We start from the raw sequence: 17,302 nt of genomic DNA, 5'->3' as shown, positions 1-17,302 counted from the left end.
GCTCGGCACCGACCTCAGCCGGCGCTCGCCAGGATCACGATCAGGAGGACCACCGCCACCACCACCGCCACCACCTTCAACGCGGCGTACGGGGCCGGAGGCTGTGGCGGCTGTGGGAGGGGCGGGCCGGCGGTGGTCCCCGGCGGCCGGGGGCTGTTGAACACGTCGTGGCCGGTCACCGCCGCCCGGGTGCACCAGGGGCAGGTCGGCAGATGGGAGCCGAAGGTGTGCAGGGGCCGTACCGTGCAGGACCGCACCTGTCCGCGCTCCTTGTCGAGGGCGCGCAGCCAGGCCTCGGCCGGGGGTCGCACGGTGGGGTCCTGGACGCCGGGGCCGAAGGCGGTCCTGGCGAGGGTGAGGAGTTCGGGCGGCAGGACGGACGGGTCGATGGTGCCGCGCGGGATGGTGACGATCTCCGGGCGGACGACGTACGAGATGCTGGCGGCGATGTTGTCCTTGACGGTCGACTCGGAGGGGCTTTCGTTCGGGACGCCGCCGAAGGGATGGTTGCCGGCGGTGAGCAGCTGGTAGATGAGGACGGCGAGGGCGAAGTCGTCGCTCTGCCGGGTCGCGGGACCGCCCGCCTGCCGCTCGGGGGACGAGTAGTCGGTGGTGTGCATCAGACACGGGAAGAGTTCGCCGGTGACCGGGTCGGTGAAGGCGATGGAGTCGCAGTCGAGGAACGTGACGAAGCCGTTGGCGTCGACGACGACGTTGCTGCTGGAGAAGTCGCCGATGACGAGGTTGTCGTAGTGCATACGGGCCGTCATGAAGGCGAGGTTCCAGGCGACGCCGAGGAGGAACCGCCAGTCGGCCCGGTCGGGGAAGAGCTTCAGACGCTGGACCCGGGTGAACAGGCCGACGAGCTGGACGTGTTGGGGCTCGCCGAAGCGGCGCATGGCGTAGCCGATGAACCGCCCGTTCTCGTCCCGGGCGATCGCGGTCGGCCAGGCCAGCTCGGGCGGCTGACTGGCGTCGGTGGGCCGGGCGGCCAGGGGTGACATGGTGAGCATGCGGGTGAGCCGCCGCTCCTGGTCCGCGCCGGGTGTCTCCCGGTAGATCTTCACGACGATGCCCGGGTCCCCCTCCACCGGGAACACGGCCGCCTGCCCGCCACCCTTCAACGGCAGCTCCGCCAGCGTGACCGCCCTGCCGTCGAGAAAGACCGTACGACCGCTCATCGTCCGTCCTCGTGTGCGTGTGCGTGGCGTCGGGTGCGTACCGCTCGCAGCAGGGTCTTGTCGTCGGCGTTCAGGGCCGTGAGCCGGTCCGAGCGTAGGAGGGCCGCGAGGCCGCTGTCCCGGCCGTCCTCGGGTGCGGTGTCGAGGGAGCGGAACACGGCGTCGGCGAAGGACGTGTTCGGGGCGGGCGCCCCGCTCGCCGACCGGTTGAGCATGGCCTGCGCGAGCCCGTCCGTGGACAGCAGCACCCCGTCGACACCGTCGTCCGCGACGCACTCGGTGTGGACCCAGCGGGCCATGTCCGGCGAGGTCAGGAACACCGTCTCGTTGCTGTACTCACTCGCCGCCGCGGCCTGCGGCAGCACATGGAACTGCCGCTCCCCGTCCTCCGTCCCGGCCCGTACGACGACGAACCCGTCCCCCACGCTGAGATGTCCGAGCCACCCGGGCGCGAGCACCACCACGGTCAGCGTCGTCGCGAAGTCCTGCGCGTCCGGGCCGGTCCGGTCCAGGAACTCCTTGCTGACGTCGTGCAGCGCGTCGCGCAGCAGCTCGTGCACGGCCTCCCCCGGCCGCACCTCCACCGCCGCTCCGGCCCGCCGCGCGAAGTGCTCGGCGGCGAGCTTCACCGCGAGCTGCGACCCCTCCTCCGAGCGCGGCCGGCTCCCGGCCCCGTCGGCGACGGCGAGCACGGCGACGGAGGAGGTGGTGGCGTAGGCGCAGGCGTCCTGGCAGGGCAGGCCCTGGCGGCGGTGCCGATAGCCCTCGACACTCAGCCCGTGGATACGCCACGGCACGGCGGTCAACTCACGCCTCCCAGGCGGGGCGTTGCGTCTTGAACTGACTGAAGATCTTCTCGAACACCTCGTCCCCCGCCCCCTTCTGCTCGGCGTTGGCACTGGCGGACATCATCTGGAGCAGCTCCCGGAACGGAAACCCCTGCAACCGCGCGTTGAACTTGGGCGCGAACGCCCGCAGCACCTGCTCCCCCATGTCCGTGATCCCGCCGACCCCGATGGCGTACAGCCGGAACCGCCGCGCCCGCTGCTCCTCGGCGAGCACGGGGACCAAGCGGTGCCAGGAGTCGGTGAGATGACCGGTCGGGTCGGTCGGCAGCCCGTCCGTGACCAGGCAGATCTGCGGCCGGTAGTACTGCAGCCCCGAGGCCCGCAGCTCCGCCTTCCGGGCCGCGACGATGTGCATCGACAGCTCCAGCGCCTCCGTCATCAGCGTGACCCCGGCGGCCGTGAGCAGCGGCGCCTGGAACGCGTGCGCCGGGATGAACGGGCTCGTCCTGGTGCGCGGATCGAGCAGGTGAGGCCCCCGCCAGGCAGCCACGCCCTGCCCGCCGAAGGTGACGACGGCGACCTCCACGCTGTAGCTGAGGCTGACGTCGTCGTGCAGCTCCCGGGTCCACTCGACCAGCGCGTTGTTGAGCGTCTGTATCGGCGGGCCCGCCATCGAGCTGGATGTGTCGAGGCACAGGACGAGCGGCATGCGCTGCGCGTTGTTCTCGAACTCGATGTCGGCGTACTCCGCCGGCACGGTGGGCGGGTATTCGCTGTGCATCGCTCGTCCCCCTGGTGTTTCTGGTGTTCGTGGTGCGTGTGGTGTGGAGCTCGGCCGCTGGTGTGCCTGGGGCCTCTGGTGTTGCCGGTCGTCCGCCGGTGCTCTGGTGTTTCCGGTGTGCTGCCGGCCGTCCGCCGGGGCCTGTGGTGCTGCCGGTCGTCCGCCGGTGTTTCTGGCGTTTGCCGGTCGTCCGCCGGTGCCTCTGTCGCTCGTCCGCTCGTCGTCCGCTAGCGGGGTGTGCCCTTGGCGTGCCTCGCCGCGGTGGGCGGGAAGGCGTACAGGACGTCGGAGTCGCGTTCGCGCGCCTCGGTGACGTCGACGAGTCCGCCGGGCGCCGGTGGCGGCCGGCCGGGCTCGGCCCACACCGCCCGGTAGAGCACGCGGTCGAGTTCGACATAGCCCTGGGGGTGCAGTTCGGTGCGTACGACGCCGGTGCGTGCGTGGGCCGGGCGCCTGCCGACCTGCCGTCCGTGCCGGGTCGTGGGCGCGACCCGCAGCCGGGCGGTGGCCTCCTCGCCGCGGGCCGCGTGGGCGGGAGCGGCGGTGACGGTGGTGGCCGTCGCGGTGGCGGTGGCGGAGCCGGACGCGTGCGCGGGCCGTCCCCCGGCCCGCCGCCCCGGCGATGCCCGATGCCCTACGGCGACCGGGCCCCGCGAATGCCGGATGACGATCACGAAGGCGAGCAGCAGCAGAGCGAGCAGCAGCCCCATCCAGAGGGCGGCCCAGGTGGTGCCGCTGTAGCCGGAGGCCTGTTCGTCGGTGGGACCGACGTTGTTGTTGCCGCCCCGACCTTTGTCCCCCTTACCGCCCTTGCTGTCTTCGTTGCCCTTGTCGCCCTTGTCGTCGGGCCTGTCCCTTTCGTGGCCGGTGGTCGGGGGCTGCGACACAGGAGCGATGGCGCCGACATGGGTGGACAGGTCGGCGACAAGCCCCTCGGTGATCAGCTCCCGCCCCTCCAGCGGCTTCGGCTGACTGTCGCTTTCGACGATCAGTTCGCACAGCCGCTGCGGGACGCAGACACCCGCCGCGTCCAACTCGTCGACGGCCCATCGCGGTATGCGGTCGATCCGCGCATCGGGGTGCACCATGCGGCCCCCGGCCAGGACCAGCAGAGCCGTACCGCCGTCACCCGTCCGCTCCCCCTTCGGCACCTCCACCACAAGCTGGTGCCGGCGCTTCTCGACGTCCTTCTTGAGGATCTGGTGCTGCTGCTGCCCGGGTCCGACCAGCGACAACTCCTCGTTGATCGTGACGACGTAGGGCGTGCCGTTGTCGAGGTTCGCGGTCCAGCAATCCAGCCACTGGGCGAGGGGGCCGGCGCAAGGCCCCTCCGCCGAGGCCGTTCCCGCCGGCACCACCGCGACCAACAAGCCCACCAGCACGCCGAGAAACGACAAACGTCCCATGGCCCCCATCGCACCAACCCCCCGTGGCCTGAAAGGCACGCCCCCGCGGCCCCTGAAAAGCCCATCCAATAGTGGGGCAGGCGACCGGACGGCGGAAGGGTTTCGGAAATTCCACCGGCGAACTTCCGGTGATTTCCGCTTGGTTGACGTTTCGCTTCTACAACTTCTACAACTTGAACACCTGATGGCAACGACTGAACATCTGCCGCGCCCGATCCACCCATTCATTGGCCAGTGCGTCGAAGTCCGCCTGAGTGATACGGCAGGTCAGCGGCAAATCGCAGACACCGGCGAGACAGGGGCGCGGTCCGCGTACGTCCCACACGGAAAGCATGGGGTTCAGTTGTTCGGTATTCCATGCGTTCGATGCCGCGGCGGCGATGGCGAGCTGGTCCTGCCGCAGGAAATTCCCGTCCGTGGCGAAGGCCACCAGCAGTTTCTTGGTGGTCATGAATCTCACCGTGACCATCCGCCCCGCCTCATGCAGATCGAATTGCAGCGAGACGGACACGGTGTCGTGAACCGTGTGGTAATTCCGTCGGGCCACCCAGCTCTGCACCAGCTGCCGCCAGTGCGTACCGACGTCATAGATCTCGGGGGCGCGCCCCGAGCAGGAGTCCCGCCCGGGAAAGGAGTCACGACCGGCGTACGAGTCCCAGCCGGGGTAGGCGTCAGGAGCCGTCACGGACCACCGCCCCGGCGACCATGGCGTCGGTCAACCCGGCGTCGAGCAACGCCTGGGCGTGCAGCAGCAGACACGAGGGCACGGACTCACTCGTCCCCGTACGCCGCCGATGGCGCTCCTTCAACTCCTCGTACCGCACCTCGATGGTCCGCGCCACCTGGGGCGGCGGCCAGGACGCGACCACGGTGGGGGCGGCGTCGCCCACCAGCTCCCGCAGGATCTCGTCGAGTCGGGGCCGGTCCTCGGGCCGCTTGGCCAGACAGCGAGCGATGAGCGGCCGCAGTCCGACCGGCACGCCGTCGAGTCGCGGCTTCCCGCGTACGACCTCTATCCGCACCCCTTCCCCACTGCCGTGCGGCGGCCGTCCCGTGAGCGCGTACACCAGCACGCCGCCCAACGCGAACACATCGCTCGGCGGACCGACCTGGGCCCCCCGGATCTGCTCGGGCGACATGAACGACGGTGTCCCCACGACGATGCCGACGCGGGTGAGCCCAGGAGCACCGTCGACCCGCGAAATGCCGAAGTCGATGACGCGGGGCCCGTCACTCGCGAGCAGCACGTTCGCGGGCTTGAGGTCGCGGTGGATCACATGGGCGGCGTGAATGGCCTGCAACGCCTCGACGAGCCCGGCACCCAGCCGACGGACCTGGTCCTCGGGCAGCGGACCGTCCGCGCGGACCGCCTCCGCGAGGGAGGGGCCGGGTACGTAGAGCGTGGCCAGCCAGGGCAGTTCGGCCTCGGGGTCCGCGTCCACCACGGCGGCGGTGTACGCGCCGCTGACCACGCGGGCGGCGGCGACCTCGCGGGCGAAGCGTTCGCGGAACTCCGGTTCGGCGGCGAGTTCGGGGCGGGCGACCTTCACGGCGACCTCGCGGCCGGACGGCGAGCGCCCCAGATAGACCCAGCCCATACCGCCCGACCCCAGTCGGCCCACTATCTTGTACGGGCCGATCTTCATGGGGTCACTTACGGGTGTACGCACCCCGCTCACCTCATTTCGGGGTTCGGTGCGGATGTCCCGAGTGTCCCGCGAAATCCCCACCGAGGCAGCGGTTTCGCTCCCGCCGCCCCCACTCATCCCTCCCCCGCTCTCGGCTTCGCTCAAGCAGGGGACCCCCACCCGGGGCTACGTCCCTTCGACCCCGCCGATGCGGCCGCGCCCCTGAGTCGTCATCCCCTGGATTCCCGAGCTGCCGGGCTCATCGCCACCTGCCCGATCACCGAGCCGGAGTTCTTCTGCAGGGCGCGCTCCGCCGCGACCGGGACTTCGAGTGCGTCGCCGCCGTCACCGGCCAGGCACTCCAGTGGTACGGCCCAGAAGTCGGCAGGTGAGCCGGGAACGGCAAGAATCCGCGACCGGTCGAGGAGATGTCGCTGGTCAGGGCAACCCATAGACGACCGGCCGCGGAGTGAAAGGGGGGCATCAGCCCCGGCAGGCGTAGCCCGAGCGGGCATCGGCCCAGGAGAGTGCTAGCCCAGGCGCTGGACCAGTGCCTGGTACTCGTCCCACAGTTCCTTCGGGGTGTGGTCGCCGAAGGTGTTGAGGTGGTCGGGGACCAGGGCGGCCTCCTCGCGCCAGACCTCCTTGTCGACCGTCAGGAGGAAGTCGAGGTCCTCCGAGGACAGTTCCAGGCCCTCCGTGTCCAGGGCGTTCGACGTCGGGAGGATGCCGATCGGGGTCTCCACGCCCTCCGCCTTGCCGTCCAGGCGGTCCACGATCCACTTCAGGACGCGGCTGTTCTCGCCGAAGCCCGGCCAGACGAACTTGCCTTCGTCGTTCTTCCGGAACCAGTTGACGTAGTAGATCTTCGGCAGCTTCGCCGGGTCCTTGTCCTTGGCGACGTCGATCCAGTGCCCCATGTAGTCGCCCATGTTGTAGCCGCAGAAGGGGAGCATCGCGAAGGGGTCGCGGCGCAGCTCGCCGACCTTGCCCTCGGCCGCCGCGGTCTTCTCCGAAGCCACATTCGCGCCCAGGAACACGCCGTGGTTCCAGTCGAAGGACTCCGTCACCAGCGGGACCGCCGTGGCGCGACGGCCGCCGAAGAGGATCGCCGAGATCGGCACGCCCTTCGGGTCCTCCCACTCGGGCGCGATGATCGGGCACTGCGCGGCGGGGACCGTGAAGCGGGCGTTGGGGTGGGCGGCCGGGGTCTCGGACTCCGGCGTCCAGTCGTTGCCCTTCCAGTCGGTCAGGTGGGCCGGAGTCTCCTCCGTCATGCCCTCCCACCACACGTCACCGTCGTCCGTCAGCGCGACGTTCGTGAAGACGGAGTTGCCCCACAGCGTCTTCATCGCGTTGGCGTTGGTGTGCTCACCGGTGCCGGGCGCGACGCCGAAGAAACCGGCCTCGGGGTTGATGGCGTAGAGCCGGCCGTCCTCACCGAAGCGCATCCAGGCGATGTCGTCGCCGATCGTCTCGACGGTCCAGCCGGAGATCGTCGGCTCCAGCATCGCGAGGTTGGTCTTGCCGCAGGCCGATGGGAAGGCCGCCGCGACGTACTTCGACTCGCCCTGCGGCGGGGTGAGTTTCAGGATCAGCATGTGCTCGGCCAGCCAGCCCTCGTCCCGCGCCATCACCGACGCGATGCGCAGGGCGTAGCACTTCTTGCCGAGCAGCGCGTTGCCGCCGTACCCGGAGCCGTACGACCAGATCTCGCGGCTCTCGGGGAAGTGGGAGATGTACTTGGTCTCGTTGCAGGGCCAGGGGACGTCCGTCTGGCCGGGCTCCAGCGGGGCGCCGAGCGAGTGGACGGCCTTGACGAAGAAGCCCTCGGAGCCGAGCTCGTCGAGGACCGCCTGACCCATACGGGTCATCGTGCGCATGGAGACGGCGACGTAGGCGGAGTCCGTGATCTCGACGCCGATCGCGGAGAGCGGCGAACCCAGCGGGCCCATGCAGAACGGGACGACGTACATCGTGCGGCCCCGCATCGAGCCGCGGAAGAGGCCTTTCTCCCCCTGGAAGATGGCCCGCATCTCGGCGGGCGCCTTCCAGTGGTTCGTCGGGCCGGCGTCCTCTTCGTTCTCCGAACAAATGAACGTGCGGTCCTCGACCCGGGCGACATCGGTCGGGTCGGAGGCCGCGTAGTAGGAGTTCGGGCGCTTTATGGGGTCCAGCTTCCGGAAGGTGCCCTTCTCGACGAGCTCCCCGCACAGGCGCTCGTACTCGGCCTCGGATCCGTCACACCAGACCACGTTGTCCGGCTGCGTCAGTTCGGCGATCTCGTTCACCCACGCGATGAGTTCTCCGTGGGTGGTCGGGACGGTTGAGGGGGGAGCCACGATGTCGCGCGCCACGATTGCTCCTAGATGAGGGATTTTGTGTTGGAGGCCCCGTGGGGGCTGCGACCCGGATGCTTCACGGATGGATCTTCGGCGCTCATCCGGTGCCGACCGCACTCATTTGATCATCCGACGGTAGTGCCCATATGTCCAGAGGACCGCACACGTGAGCATCGTGAGCATCGCCACTCATCAACCTCCCCCGGGGAGGTTTCCTTGCGTCACCATTGCTTCACCCGGGGTGTCCGGGAATTCACCCGACCATCCCCAATCCGGGTCCGGCGTGAGACGATGGCCACTTCCGGGTGGGTGAACGGGCCGCGATGACCCGTAACTTACGGTTCCGTAGGTACGATGCCGGACATGACTGCGTCCGCCCCCGACGCGCCCACGGACACGCCGGCCGACGGCCGTGATTCCGGCGCGCCCTCCCTGCCGCATCAGATCGCCCGCGAGATCGGGCACCACATCTCGGAGCCGATCAAGCCCAAGCTCCGGGGCTGGCTGCATCTCGGCATGTTCCCGGCCGTACTCATCGCGGGCCTGGTGCTGACCGCGCTCGCCGACTCGACACGCGGGCGCATCGCCTGCGGGATCTACGTTCTGACCGCCTGCCTGCTGTTCGGCGTGAGCGCGCTGTACCACCGGGGCGACTGGAGCCCACGCATGGACGGCATCCTGCGCCGTCTGGATCACGCCAATATTTTCCTGATCATCGCGGGCACCTACACCCCGCTGACCCTGCTGCTCCTGCCGGAGACGAAGGGCCAGTGGCTGCTGTGGGGCATCTGGGCGGCGGCGCTCGCCGGGATAATCTTCCGGGTCTTCTGGGTCGGCGCCCCGCGCTGGCTCTACACCCCCTGCTACATCGCCATGGGCTGGGCGGCCGTCTTCTTCCTCCCCGACTTCATGCGCACCGGCGGCATCGCCGTCCTCGTCCTGGTGATCGTCGGCGGCGTCCTCTACAGCGCGGGCGGAGTCATCTACGGCCTCAAGCGTCCCGACCCCTCACCCAGGTGGTTCGGCTTCCACGAGGTCTTCCACTCCCTCACCCTGGCGGCGTTCGTCGTCCACTACGTGGGGATCTCGCTGGTGGCATACCAGCACGCCTGACCTTCCGGGGCCGACCCGGAACCCTCCGGGCCCGACCCGGACGCCTCTCTTCAGTGGCCGCGGCTGTCAAGCCGCGGCCACTTTCGCATGCCCGGCCACCGAGCACCCACCCATCCCCATGGCGATCAATTGACAGTCGCTATTTTTTGAGAGCTACTATCAATTCATGTCTACTCTCACTCAACAGGACGCGGTCGGGCGTGACCCCCGCCGCTGGTGGGCCCTCGGGGCCCTGGTCGCGAGCATGCTGACGCTCGGCTTCGACACGACGATCCTGAACGTGGCGCTGCCCACCATGGCCGGGCAGCTCGGCGCCGGCACCGGTCAGCAACAGTGGATGGCGGACGCGTACGTCGTCGTGTTCGCGGCGCTGATGCTCCCGGCCGGGCTGCTCGGCGACCGGTTCGGGCGGCGGCGGATGCTGATCGCCGGACTGGGGATCTTCCTCGCCGGCTCGCTGGTCGGCGCGCTGGCCGCGGACGTGAACGCGGTCGTCGCCGCCCGTGCGGTGATGGGCGTCGGCGCGGCGCTCGTGACGCCGCTCGCGCTCTCCGTGCTGCCCTCGCTCTTCGCGCCCGACGAGCGCACCAAGGCCGTCGGCATCGTCTCCGCGGGCTCGACGCTCGGCCTGCCGCTCGGCCCGATACTCGGCGGCTGGCTCCTCGACCACTTCTGGTGGGGCTCGGTCTTCCTCGTCAACGTGCCGATGGCCGGGCTCGGCATCGCCGCCTGCGTTTTCCTGCTGCCGGAGACCAGCGACCCGGCCTCCCCGAAGGTCGACGCCATCGCCACCGCGCTCACCGTGACGGGCCTCGGCGCCCTCATCTACGCGATCATCGAGGCGCCCGACCGCGGCTGGGGCGCCCCGCTGATCCTGGCCATGCTCGCGGCGGCCGTCGTCGTGATCGTCGCCCTGGTGCTGCGCGAACGACGCACCGCCCGCCCCATGCTGGACATGGCGCTGCTCGCCCATCGGGGGTTCCTGTTCAACACGCTGGCGGCGACCCTCGTCATGTTCGTGCTGTCCGGCCTGCTGTTCGTCCTGCCGCCGTACCTCCAGACGGTCCTCGGCCACGACGCCCTCGGTACGGGGGTGCGGCTGCTGCCGCTGATGGGCGGTCTGCTGGTCGCCGCGCGGGCCGCGCAGCCGGTCGTCGCCCGTTTCGGTGCGCGTGCCGTGGTGAGCACGGGTCTGGTGGTGCTGGCCTTCGCCGGGTTCCTCGGCAGTCGTACGACCGTCGACTCCGGCTACGGCTTCACCGCGCTGTGGCTGTCGCTCGCCGGGGCCGGGTTCGGGTTCTCGGTCGTGCCGGCGATGTCCGGTGCCCTCGGCGCCCTGCCCTCGGACCGGGCGGGCAGCGGTTCCGGACTGCTGATGACGTTGCGTCAGGTGGGTGCCGCGATCGGTGTCGCCGTGCTCGGCAGTGTGCTCGCGAGCGCCTTCCGGGACCGGCTCGACGTCACCGGGCTGCCCGCGCGGGCCGCCGACACCGCCGGGGAGTCGGTGATCGCCGCGCACCTCGTCGCCGAGCGGGCGGGCGCGGCCGATCTGGCGGCCTCCGCCAACGGTTCGTACGTCCACGGCATGGGCCTCGTCCTGCTGGTGTGCGGCGTCTCCGCCCTGGTCGCGGCCCTGCTGGCCGCCGCCTTCCTGCCGGGCGCGCCGACCGCCCGGAGCAGCACGGGCGTCGCCCCCGACCTGGCCGCCCCGAAGTCCGATGCCCGACAATGACGGCATGACGGCAGCACATTCCCCCACCTCCCCCGCCTCTCCCACCGACCGCCCCGCGCTCGGGCTCCGTGAGCGGAAGAAGATCAAGACCCGTGAGGCGATCCGCACCGCGACCTACGCCTTGGTCAGGGAACAGGGGTACGACGCCACGACGATCGAGCAGATCGCCGACCGCGCCGAGGTGTCGCCGTCGACCGTCTTCCGCTACTTCCCGACCAAGGAGGACATCGTCCTCACCGACGAGTACGACCCGGTCCTGCTGGAGGACCTCCGGTCCCGGCCCATGGACGAACCGTGGCCGGACACCATCCGCCATGTGATGCGGGAGGCCGTCCGTACGGGCGTCGAGGAGGACATGGAGGTGGCGAAGCTGCGCACCCATCTGATGGTCCAGGTCCCGGCGGTGCGGTCCCGGATGATGGAGAGCATGTCGGTCACCGGCCGCATGCTGTGCACCGCCATCGCCGAACGCACCGGCCGGGACCCGGAGAGCCTGGAGGTACGGGTCTACGCGATGTCCCTCGTCGGCGGTCTGATGGAGACCTCCCTGTACTGGGCCGAGAACGACCACCGCGACGACTTCGTCTCCCTCGTCGACCGCACCCTGGAAGTCCTCCAGCACGGCCTTCCCAGGAAAAACCCCTGAGCCCGGCTCCCGCTCCCATGCGATCCTGACCGGGTGAACGGTCCCGTGATCCGCGTCGAAGTCACCCCCGAGCTGGCCCTGTTCGTCCCGCCCGGACGCCGTGGGAGCGCCACCGCGCTGGTCATCGACGGAGTCTCCACCCTCGGCCATGTCATCGAGTCCCTGGGCGTCCCGCTGACCGAGGTCGGCGCGCTGGTCGTCGACGGCCGTGAGGTGCCGGTGTCGCACATCCCGGCGGACGGCGAGTCCGTGACCGTACGGACGGTCGAGCGCCCCCAGCGGGTGCCCGGCGCGCCGCTCCGCTTCCTCCTCGACGTCCATCTCGGGACGCTCGCGCGGCGGCTGCGGCTGCTCGGCGTCGACGCCGCGTACGAGTCGACCGACATCGGTGACCCGGCGCTGGCCGCGCGTTCCGCCGCCGAGCGGCGGGTCATGCTCAGCCGTGACCGGGGGCTGCTGCGGCGACGTGAGTTGTGGGCCGGGGCGTTTGTCTACAGCACGCGGCCGGAGGAGCAGCTCCGGGATGTGCTCGATCGGTTCGCACCCGAGTTGCGGCCCTGGAGCCGGTGTACCGCGTGCAACGGGATGCTGAAGGCGGCCACGAAGGAGGAGGTGGCCGATCGTCTTGAAGACGGTACCCATCGCTCGTACGACGTGTTCGCCCAGTGTGAGGAGTGTGGACGGGCTTATTGGAAGGGCGCGCACCACGAGCAGCTGGAGGCGATCGTGCGGGATGCGATGAGCATGCGCGCCCAGACGGGTTGAGTAGCGCAGCCGATCACCAGGGCCGGGGCGGGCCCGTTGAATCGTGGCATGGACACCGCGCCCCAGACCACGAACCCGTCGGACCCCGTGAACGCTCCGCGCCCGGCCCCCTCGAACCACGATCGTGTCATCAATCTCTGGTCGGCCCTGGGCCTGATCCTGCTGCTGCCGATGACCCTCGGCTCCTGGATCCTGCGCCTCTCGACCGAGCGAGGCAGCCGCTGCCTCGCCTACGGCGAGAACTGCTCCACCATCCCCGGTGGTGTCCTCCATGGCTTCTTCTGGGCTTCCATCGCGTTCGGTCTCGTAGCGGCCGCATGGCCTCGCACCCGGTGGGCGTCCGCCAGGTACGGGGCCGTGGTGTTGCAGTGGTGCGCTCAGGTCGTGCTCTGCGCGTTGATCGTGAGCGGTGCTTGAGCCATCCGGACCGAACTCGGACCCCTCGGGCGCACGCCTTGAGCATCAGCTCGGGAAGCTATGGAAATTCTCCACCTTTCGGAAGTCGACAAAAACGAATCGGTCGACTGTTCCTACGAGCCGGCGGTGACCAGGTTGCTTCGCCGCAGCAGGTTTTTCGAGCCTGCCCTTCAGAGCGACTTCGACGGCGGAACGGGCATCAACAGTTCTCGTACGCGGCCATGGTCGGGAGCCCGGCTGTCGGAAAAGGTTCTCCGGCACACCGAACCTCCCCCGGCCATTGCACATCTTCAGGTGCGTAGGCGCGCACTGACCTCGCGCCCCGATTCGTATTCGAGGGGAACCCGAGACTTCATGAAGAGCAAGCTGACCGCCGTGGCCCTTGCAGCGATCGTCGTCGCCGGCACTGCCGCTGCCGCCGTCCCGGCCTCGGCCGCCCCTGCCAAAGCCAAGCCGACCCGCTGCCACACCGCCGACCTGAAGGCCGGCTTCGCCATGGGGGATGACGCGAAGCCGGAGATGAAGCAGACCAAGAAGCAGACCCAGGCGTACATCTGGTTCACCAACCGGAGCAAGCGCACCTGCACCCTGTCCGGCTTCGCCGGTGTCGACATGATCGGTGCTCAGAAGACCGACGGCACCTGGTCGCTGGCGCGCTCCTCCAAGAAGCCCGTCAAGATGACCCTGAAGCGGGGGGACACGGTGGACTTCAGCATCACGCTGCTCCCGGTGGCCAAGTCCACGCCGCGGAAGAAGAAGTTCGTTCCGGCGAAGTTCCTGGTCACCCCGCCGAACGAGACGAAGCACTTCACCCTGAAGTGGCCGTTCGGCGGCCAGATCCTCAAGCAGGACGGCGCCACCCGCCCGGCCACCTACCTCAACCCGATCGGACTGTAGCCGCACGCGGGGGCTGCCACGAGCGCGCCGCTGAGGCGACCCCCACGGCGAAGGGCGGGGCCGAAAGCCCCGCCCGTTTCCACAGAAGTCCCGGCAGACTTCGTCGGGGGGACGGTGAAGCCGAGGGCTCTCCCCGGCGGGCATACTGCTCCTCCGGGCAAAGCCACAGGTCAGCGTCCCTTCTGCTGGCCGACCCCGAGGCATGCGGCGAGAGTTCGTGCCCTCCGCGTGCCCCATCTCTTCGCGGCTGAGGACCCTCGACGTCCGTGGCGGAGGCTCCGACACCGTTGGGGCAGCCCGAGACCATGGATCATGTGACGGCAGACGCTAGTCGCCGGGCTTCCAGGCCTGGGACGTCGGTGCGGCGAGCTCGGCCAGATGGTGCAGCGAGTTGGTGAGGTGCTCGGGGCCGAACGGCGGGAACTGGATGTACGTCCGGATGGGCTGCGGCACCGCCGACCAGTCGTAGGTGAGCGTGACCTCAGTCTCGGACGGACCGAGCGGCGCAAGGTCGTAACGCCAGAGCCAACCGCCGAACTCCAGGTGACCGTCGTCCTTCTCCTGCCCCGTCAGCCAGCCGATGGCGCGCGGCGGGTCGAGCACCTGGACCTTGTTGGCCACCTGGTAATCACCGTTCGGATGGTTGGCGTGATACATGTCCATCCGGAAAATCTGCCCCACCTCGGTCAGCGGAGCCCGGTCGACGGATTCCTGAACCCAGCCGGTGCCATCGATCGCAGAATGGGTCGCCGGGTCCGCCAACACCGCGAACACCCTCGCGGCGGGCACGGCGACAGTCAGGGTGGCGCTCACGTTCTCCTGGTCCACGGTGTGCACGCTCCTCGTCATCTCGTCTCGGGTCTCCCGCAGGCGCGGATGGGGGACGTTCCCACCATGCAGACCACGCGGCGAGACGAAACTCATCGGTCGTGTGGGCGGAATCCGCACCCGTGCCATCCTCAACGAGGACGTACGCAACCCCGGCGACCGCTGACACGGCCCCGTACCCGGTGGGCATCCGCCGGGTACGGGGCCGTGGTCCCGTGGTGGAGCGATCAGGCCGGGCCGTGCGCCCCCAACGTCAGCGGCGCTTGACGTCACCCTTTCCGCAGGCCAGGCCGTCCCTGTTCGGGTCCAGCCTCAGTGGGTCGTCCTTGCCGTTGACCTTCAGACGGCCGTAGTCGTTCTCCTTCAGCCAGGCGCAGCGGGACGCCGTCGTCTTCTTGACCTCGGCCGGGAAGGCCGTGGGCACGCAGACGTTGGCCGAGCCGTAGTGGCGGTCGCAGCCGGAGACGGTCGGGCTGACCTTCTGGGACTCACGCTTCTTCTGCGGGCCCGTGACCTTGCCCTTCGGGGCGCCCGCGAAGTCGTGGACGTGGGCCGAGGGGGCTTCGTCGGAGGCCTTCGCCAGGGCGGACGGGCCCTGGAGGTGGACCCATTCGGCCACCGAGGGGACGCCGTTGGCGTCGACCGCGAAGAGCATGTACCAGCCGGGCGGGGCCAGGTTGGGGTTGCTCGTCACGTTCAGGTCGACGTTGTTGCCGTCCACCGAGAGGGGGAGGTCCACGAAGCGTTGGTTCGGGTCCGACGAGTGGGTCACCGCCGCCGGGCGGATCAGTTCCGCCTTCGCGATGGGGCGGTCCACCGTGATGCGTTGCGTGTCCCCGTACACCCACTCCTTGTCGATCACGGAGGTGATCTTCGGGCGGGCGCCCTTCAGCAGGTAGGGAGGTGTGTAGATCGAGACGTTGTGGTTCCAGGTGCCGTTGCCCGGGTTGTCACCCGTCGCCATCACCCGGCCGTCGGGGAGCAGGAACGCCGACGAGTGGTAGCCACGGGCCTCCGGGTCCACCGCCACCGGGTCGAAGGTCTCCGTCGCCGGGTCGAAGATCGACGTCTCGAAGACGGGGTTCGCTCGGTTGTGCAGGGCTCCGCCCGTCTCCAGGACCTTGCCGTCGGGAAGCAGCACCGCGGACACGTACATCTTGCCCTGGTTGCCGGTCTGGGCGACCTTCCCGTTGCCCAGGTCCACCGTGCCCTGCGGGATCGGCGGGCCCGCGACGTACGCCGGGTTCGCGGCCTTCAGGTCGATGATGTCCGTCAGACGGTTCGCCTCGGGGTTGGAGTCGATGTTGCCGCCGCCGATCGTCAGGACCCTCTGGTCCTGGGCCGGGGGCAGCAGCACGCTCGCCGACTGGTCGCGCTCGTCCTTGTTCTGCAGACCGGGCACAGCCGTGGTCGTGTTGGCGCCGTAGTCGTAGATCGCCGAACCCGTGCCCGGGATGTTGTTGCCGAAGACATGGCTGCCGGAGTAGAAGAGGCGGCCGTCCTGCATGAGGATCATCGACGGGTACAGGCCCCAGTACGACCAGGTCTGGTTGACCTTCCAGAGCTCCAGCCACTTCTGCTCGGCGTCCGACCACAGCTCGGCCGTCACCGAACCCGTGGAGTCCTCGCGCAGACCGCCGAACGAGATGACGTCACCGTTGCCGAGGATCGTCGCCGACGGGTACCAGTGGCCGTCGTTCATGTCGTTGGTCTTGCTGTAGGTCTCGGTGACCGGGTCGAAGATGTACGAGTCCTTGTAGCCCTCGTAGCCGTGCCCGCCCACGACCGGGTACGCCTTGTTGCCGCTCATCACCAGCACACGGCCGTCGTCCAGCTGGACGTGGCCGGCGCAGAACATGTCGTCCGGGGTCGGGATCTGCTTGTACGTGCCGTTCTTCGGGTCGTAGACCGCGCTGGTGAACGTACCCGCCTCGAACATCTCCTCGCTGTTGCCGGAGCCGGCGATCAGCAGCACCTTGCCGTTGTTGAGGACGACGGAGTGCATGGAGCGGACGGGGTTCCGGGTGGGGAGGACATCCCAACGGCCGTTCTGGCATTCCTCCGGCGTACCCGTGCACCCAGGCTCCGGGACGGGGTCGGCGACCTGCTCCATCGTGTAGTCGTCGGTGGTGACGGAGCCGGTGCCGTAGACGGATGCGCCCCAGGTGATGCGGTCGGTGCCGGCCGGGACCTCCGGCGTGCGGACCGTCGCATGGGTCCAGTCGGCGGACATTTCCAGCGTCTTGAGGTCGGTCCAGTACTGCCAGCCGGCCGTCGTGTCGTGCCGGAAGAGGGTGAGGGACACATCCGGGGTGGTCGACTTGTACCAGAGGCCCAGGTCGTACTGCTTGCCCACCGAGACCGGCGGCGCGCAGGTCGCCGACTCGGTGATCAGGGCCTTGCGGTCGCCGGAGACCCGGCGGGTCAGCTCGACCTTCATGGCCTTGGTGCCCGAGTGGGCGTCGGCGACCGTGGAGAAGGTGAAGTCGTTGTCGCCCCAGCCGGACTTCTCCCAGCAGTACGGCATGTCGCCGGTACCGGCGGTCTCGAAGCCGGGGTTCTGGACGAGGTTGGCGGCGGACGCGGGCTGGGGCGAGATCAGCAGCAGGCCGGAGGCGAGGGCGCCCACCGCCAGCAGGGCTGTTCTGCGTCTGGGTCTGATACGGATCTTCCAACGGCTGTGCACGCGGTTGTTCACGCGAATCTCCTTGCTGTGCGGCTCCCGCTGTTCGGACGAGTACCGCTGGACGCGGTCCCCGCTGCTCCGACAGGCGCCGC

15 protein-coding genes and 1 pseudogene are annotated in these 17,302 nt (G+C 69.4%); 7 read left to right on the top strand and 9 right to left on the bottom strand.

Annotated elements, in window-relative coordinates; all coding sequences use genetic code 11:
• Window positions 1-14: 14 nt before the first annotated feature.
• The 6 genes from STRIP9103_RS35120 to STRIP9103_RS35095 all read right to left on the bottom strand — a co-directional run bounded on the left by STRIP9103_RS35120 (window position 15) and on the right by STRIP9103_RS35095 (window position 5,826).
• Window positions 15-1,181: a hypothetical protein gene (locus STRIP9103_RS35120; RefSeq protein WP_009329739.1), complete on the bottom strand. Its 1,167-nt coding sequence runs from the start codon at window positions 1,179-1,181 to the stop codon at window positions 15-17.
• Window positions 1,178-1,978, bottom strand: coding sequence for a PP2C family serine/threonine-protein phosphatase (locus STRIP9103_RS35115; protein ID WP_009329757.1), 801 nt, complete (start codon window positions 1,976-1,978; stop codon window positions 1,178-1,180). The genes STRIP9103_RS35120 and STRIP9103_RS35115 overlap by 4 nt, the downstream gene beginning before the upstream one ends.
• A gap of 10 nt (window positions 1,979-1,988) precedes the next feature.
• Entirely contained in the window at window positions 1,989-2,750 is a 762-nt protein-coding gene (locus STRIP9103_RS35110) for a vWA domain-containing protein (RefSeq protein WP_009329726.1), read from the bottom strand.
• A gap of 227 nt (window positions 2,751-2,977) precedes the next feature.
• A complete protein-coding gene (locus tag STRIP9103_RS35105; RefSeq protein ID WP_009329760.1) occupies window positions 2,978-4,156 on the bottom strand; it encodes a hypothetical protein in 1,179 nt (392 codons plus the stop codon).
• 166 nt (window positions 4,157-4,322) lie between these two features.
• Window positions 4,323-4,841: a hypothetical protein gene (locus STRIP9103_RS35100; protein ID WP_009329712.1), complete on the bottom strand. Its 519-nt coding sequence runs from the start codon at window positions 4,839-4,841 to the stop codon at window positions 4,323-4,325.
• Entirely contained in the window at window positions 4,828-5,826 is a 999-nt protein-coding gene (locus tag STRIP9103_RS35095) for a serine/threonine-protein kinase (RefSeq protein WP_009329787.1), read from the bottom strand. The genes STRIP9103_RS35100 and STRIP9103_RS35095 overlap by 14 nt, the downstream gene beginning before the upstream one ends.
• 254 nt (window positions 5,827-6,080) lie before the next feature.
• Here STRIP9103_RS35095 and STRIP9103_RS52245 point away from each other — a divergent pair.
• A pseudogene (locus STRIP9103_RS52245) lies at window positions 6,081-6,176 on the top strand (PIN domain nuclease); the annotation flags it as partial.
• A gap of 138 nt (window positions 6,177-6,314) precedes the next feature.
• Here the strand turns inward: STRIP9103_RS52245 and STRIP9103_RS35090 are convergent.
• Entirely contained in the window at window positions 6,315-8,141 is a 1,827-nt protein-coding gene (locus STRIP9103_RS35090; protein ID WP_048821538.1) for a phosphoenolpyruvate carboxykinase (GTP), read from the bottom strand.
• A 348-nt stretch (window positions 8,142-8,489) separates the two neighbouring features.
• On the opposite strand from STRIP9103_RS35090, the gene trhA reads away from it, so the two are divergent.
• The 6 genes from trhA (at window position 8,490) to STRIP9103_RS35060 (ending at window position 13,696) form a co-directional block, all read left to right on the top strand.
• Window positions 8,490-9,239: a PAQR family membrane homeostasis protein TrhA gene (gene trhA, locus STRIP9103_RS35085; RefSeq protein ID WP_048821544.1), complete on the top strand. Its 750-nt coding sequence runs from the start codon at window positions 8,490-8,492 to the stop codon at window positions 9,237-9,239.
• Window positions 9,240-9,405: 166 nt separating this feature from the next.
• Window positions 9,406-10,971: an MFS transporter gene (locus STRIP9103_RS35080; protein ID WP_009329717.1), complete on the top strand. Its 1,566-nt coding sequence runs from the start codon at window positions 9,406-9,408 to the stop codon at window positions 10,969-10,971.
• A gap of 4 nt (window positions 10,972-10,975) precedes the next feature.
• Window positions 10,976-11,617, top strand: a complete 642-nt coding sequence (locus STRIP9103_RS35075) for a TetR/AcrR family transcriptional regulator (RefSeq protein ID WP_009329758.1) — start codon at window positions 10,976-10,978, stop codon at window positions 11,615-11,617.
• 33 nt (window positions 11,618-11,650) lie between these two features.
• Complete coding sequence (locus STRIP9103_RS35070; protein ID WP_048821536.1) at window positions 11,651-12,382, top strand: Mut7-C RNAse domain-containing protein; 732 nt, start codon at window positions 11,651-11,653, stop codon at window positions 12,380-12,382.
• 48 nt (window positions 12,383-12,430) lie between these two features.
• Window positions 12,431-12,799, top strand: a complete 369-nt coding sequence (locus tag STRIP9103_RS35065; RefSeq protein ID WP_009329731.1) for a hypothetical protein — start codon at window positions 12,431-12,433, stop codon at window positions 12,797-12,799.
• Between the two features lie 354 nt (window positions 12,800-13,153).
• Entirely contained in the window at window positions 13,154-13,696 is a 543-nt protein-coding gene (locus tag STRIP9103_RS35060; RefSeq protein ID WP_009329740.1) for a DUF4232 domain-containing protein, read from the top strand.
• Between the two features lie 327 nt (window positions 13,697-14,023).
• On the opposite strand, the gene STRIP9103_RS35055 is transcribed toward STRIP9103_RS35060, so the two are convergent.
• Together STRIP9103_RS35055 and STRIP9103_RS35050 are read right to left on the bottom strand one after the other, a co-directional pair.
• Complete coding sequence (locus STRIP9103_RS35055) at window positions 14,024-14,524, bottom strand: SRPBCC family protein (RefSeq protein WP_199790601.1); 501 nt, start codon at window positions 14,522-14,524, stop codon at window positions 14,024-14,026.
• 253 nt (window positions 14,525-14,777) lie between these two features.
• On the bottom strand, window positions 14,778-17,222 hold the full coding sequence (locus tag STRIP9103_RS35050; protein ID WP_009329742.1) for a galactose oxidase-like domain-containing protein: 2,445 nt from the start codon (window positions 17,220-17,222) through the stop codon (window positions 14,778-14,780).
• Between the last annotated feature and the right edge of the window lie 80 nt (window positions 17,223-17,302).

The sequence above is a fragment of the Streptomyces ipomoeae 91-03 genome (genome assembly GCF_000317595.1).
Taxonomy (GTDB): domain Bacteria; phylum Actinomycetota; class Actinomycetes; order Streptomycetales; family Streptomycetaceae; genus Streptomyces; species Streptomyces ipomoeae.
This window is presented reverse-complemented; position numbering and strand designations above follow the sequence as displayed.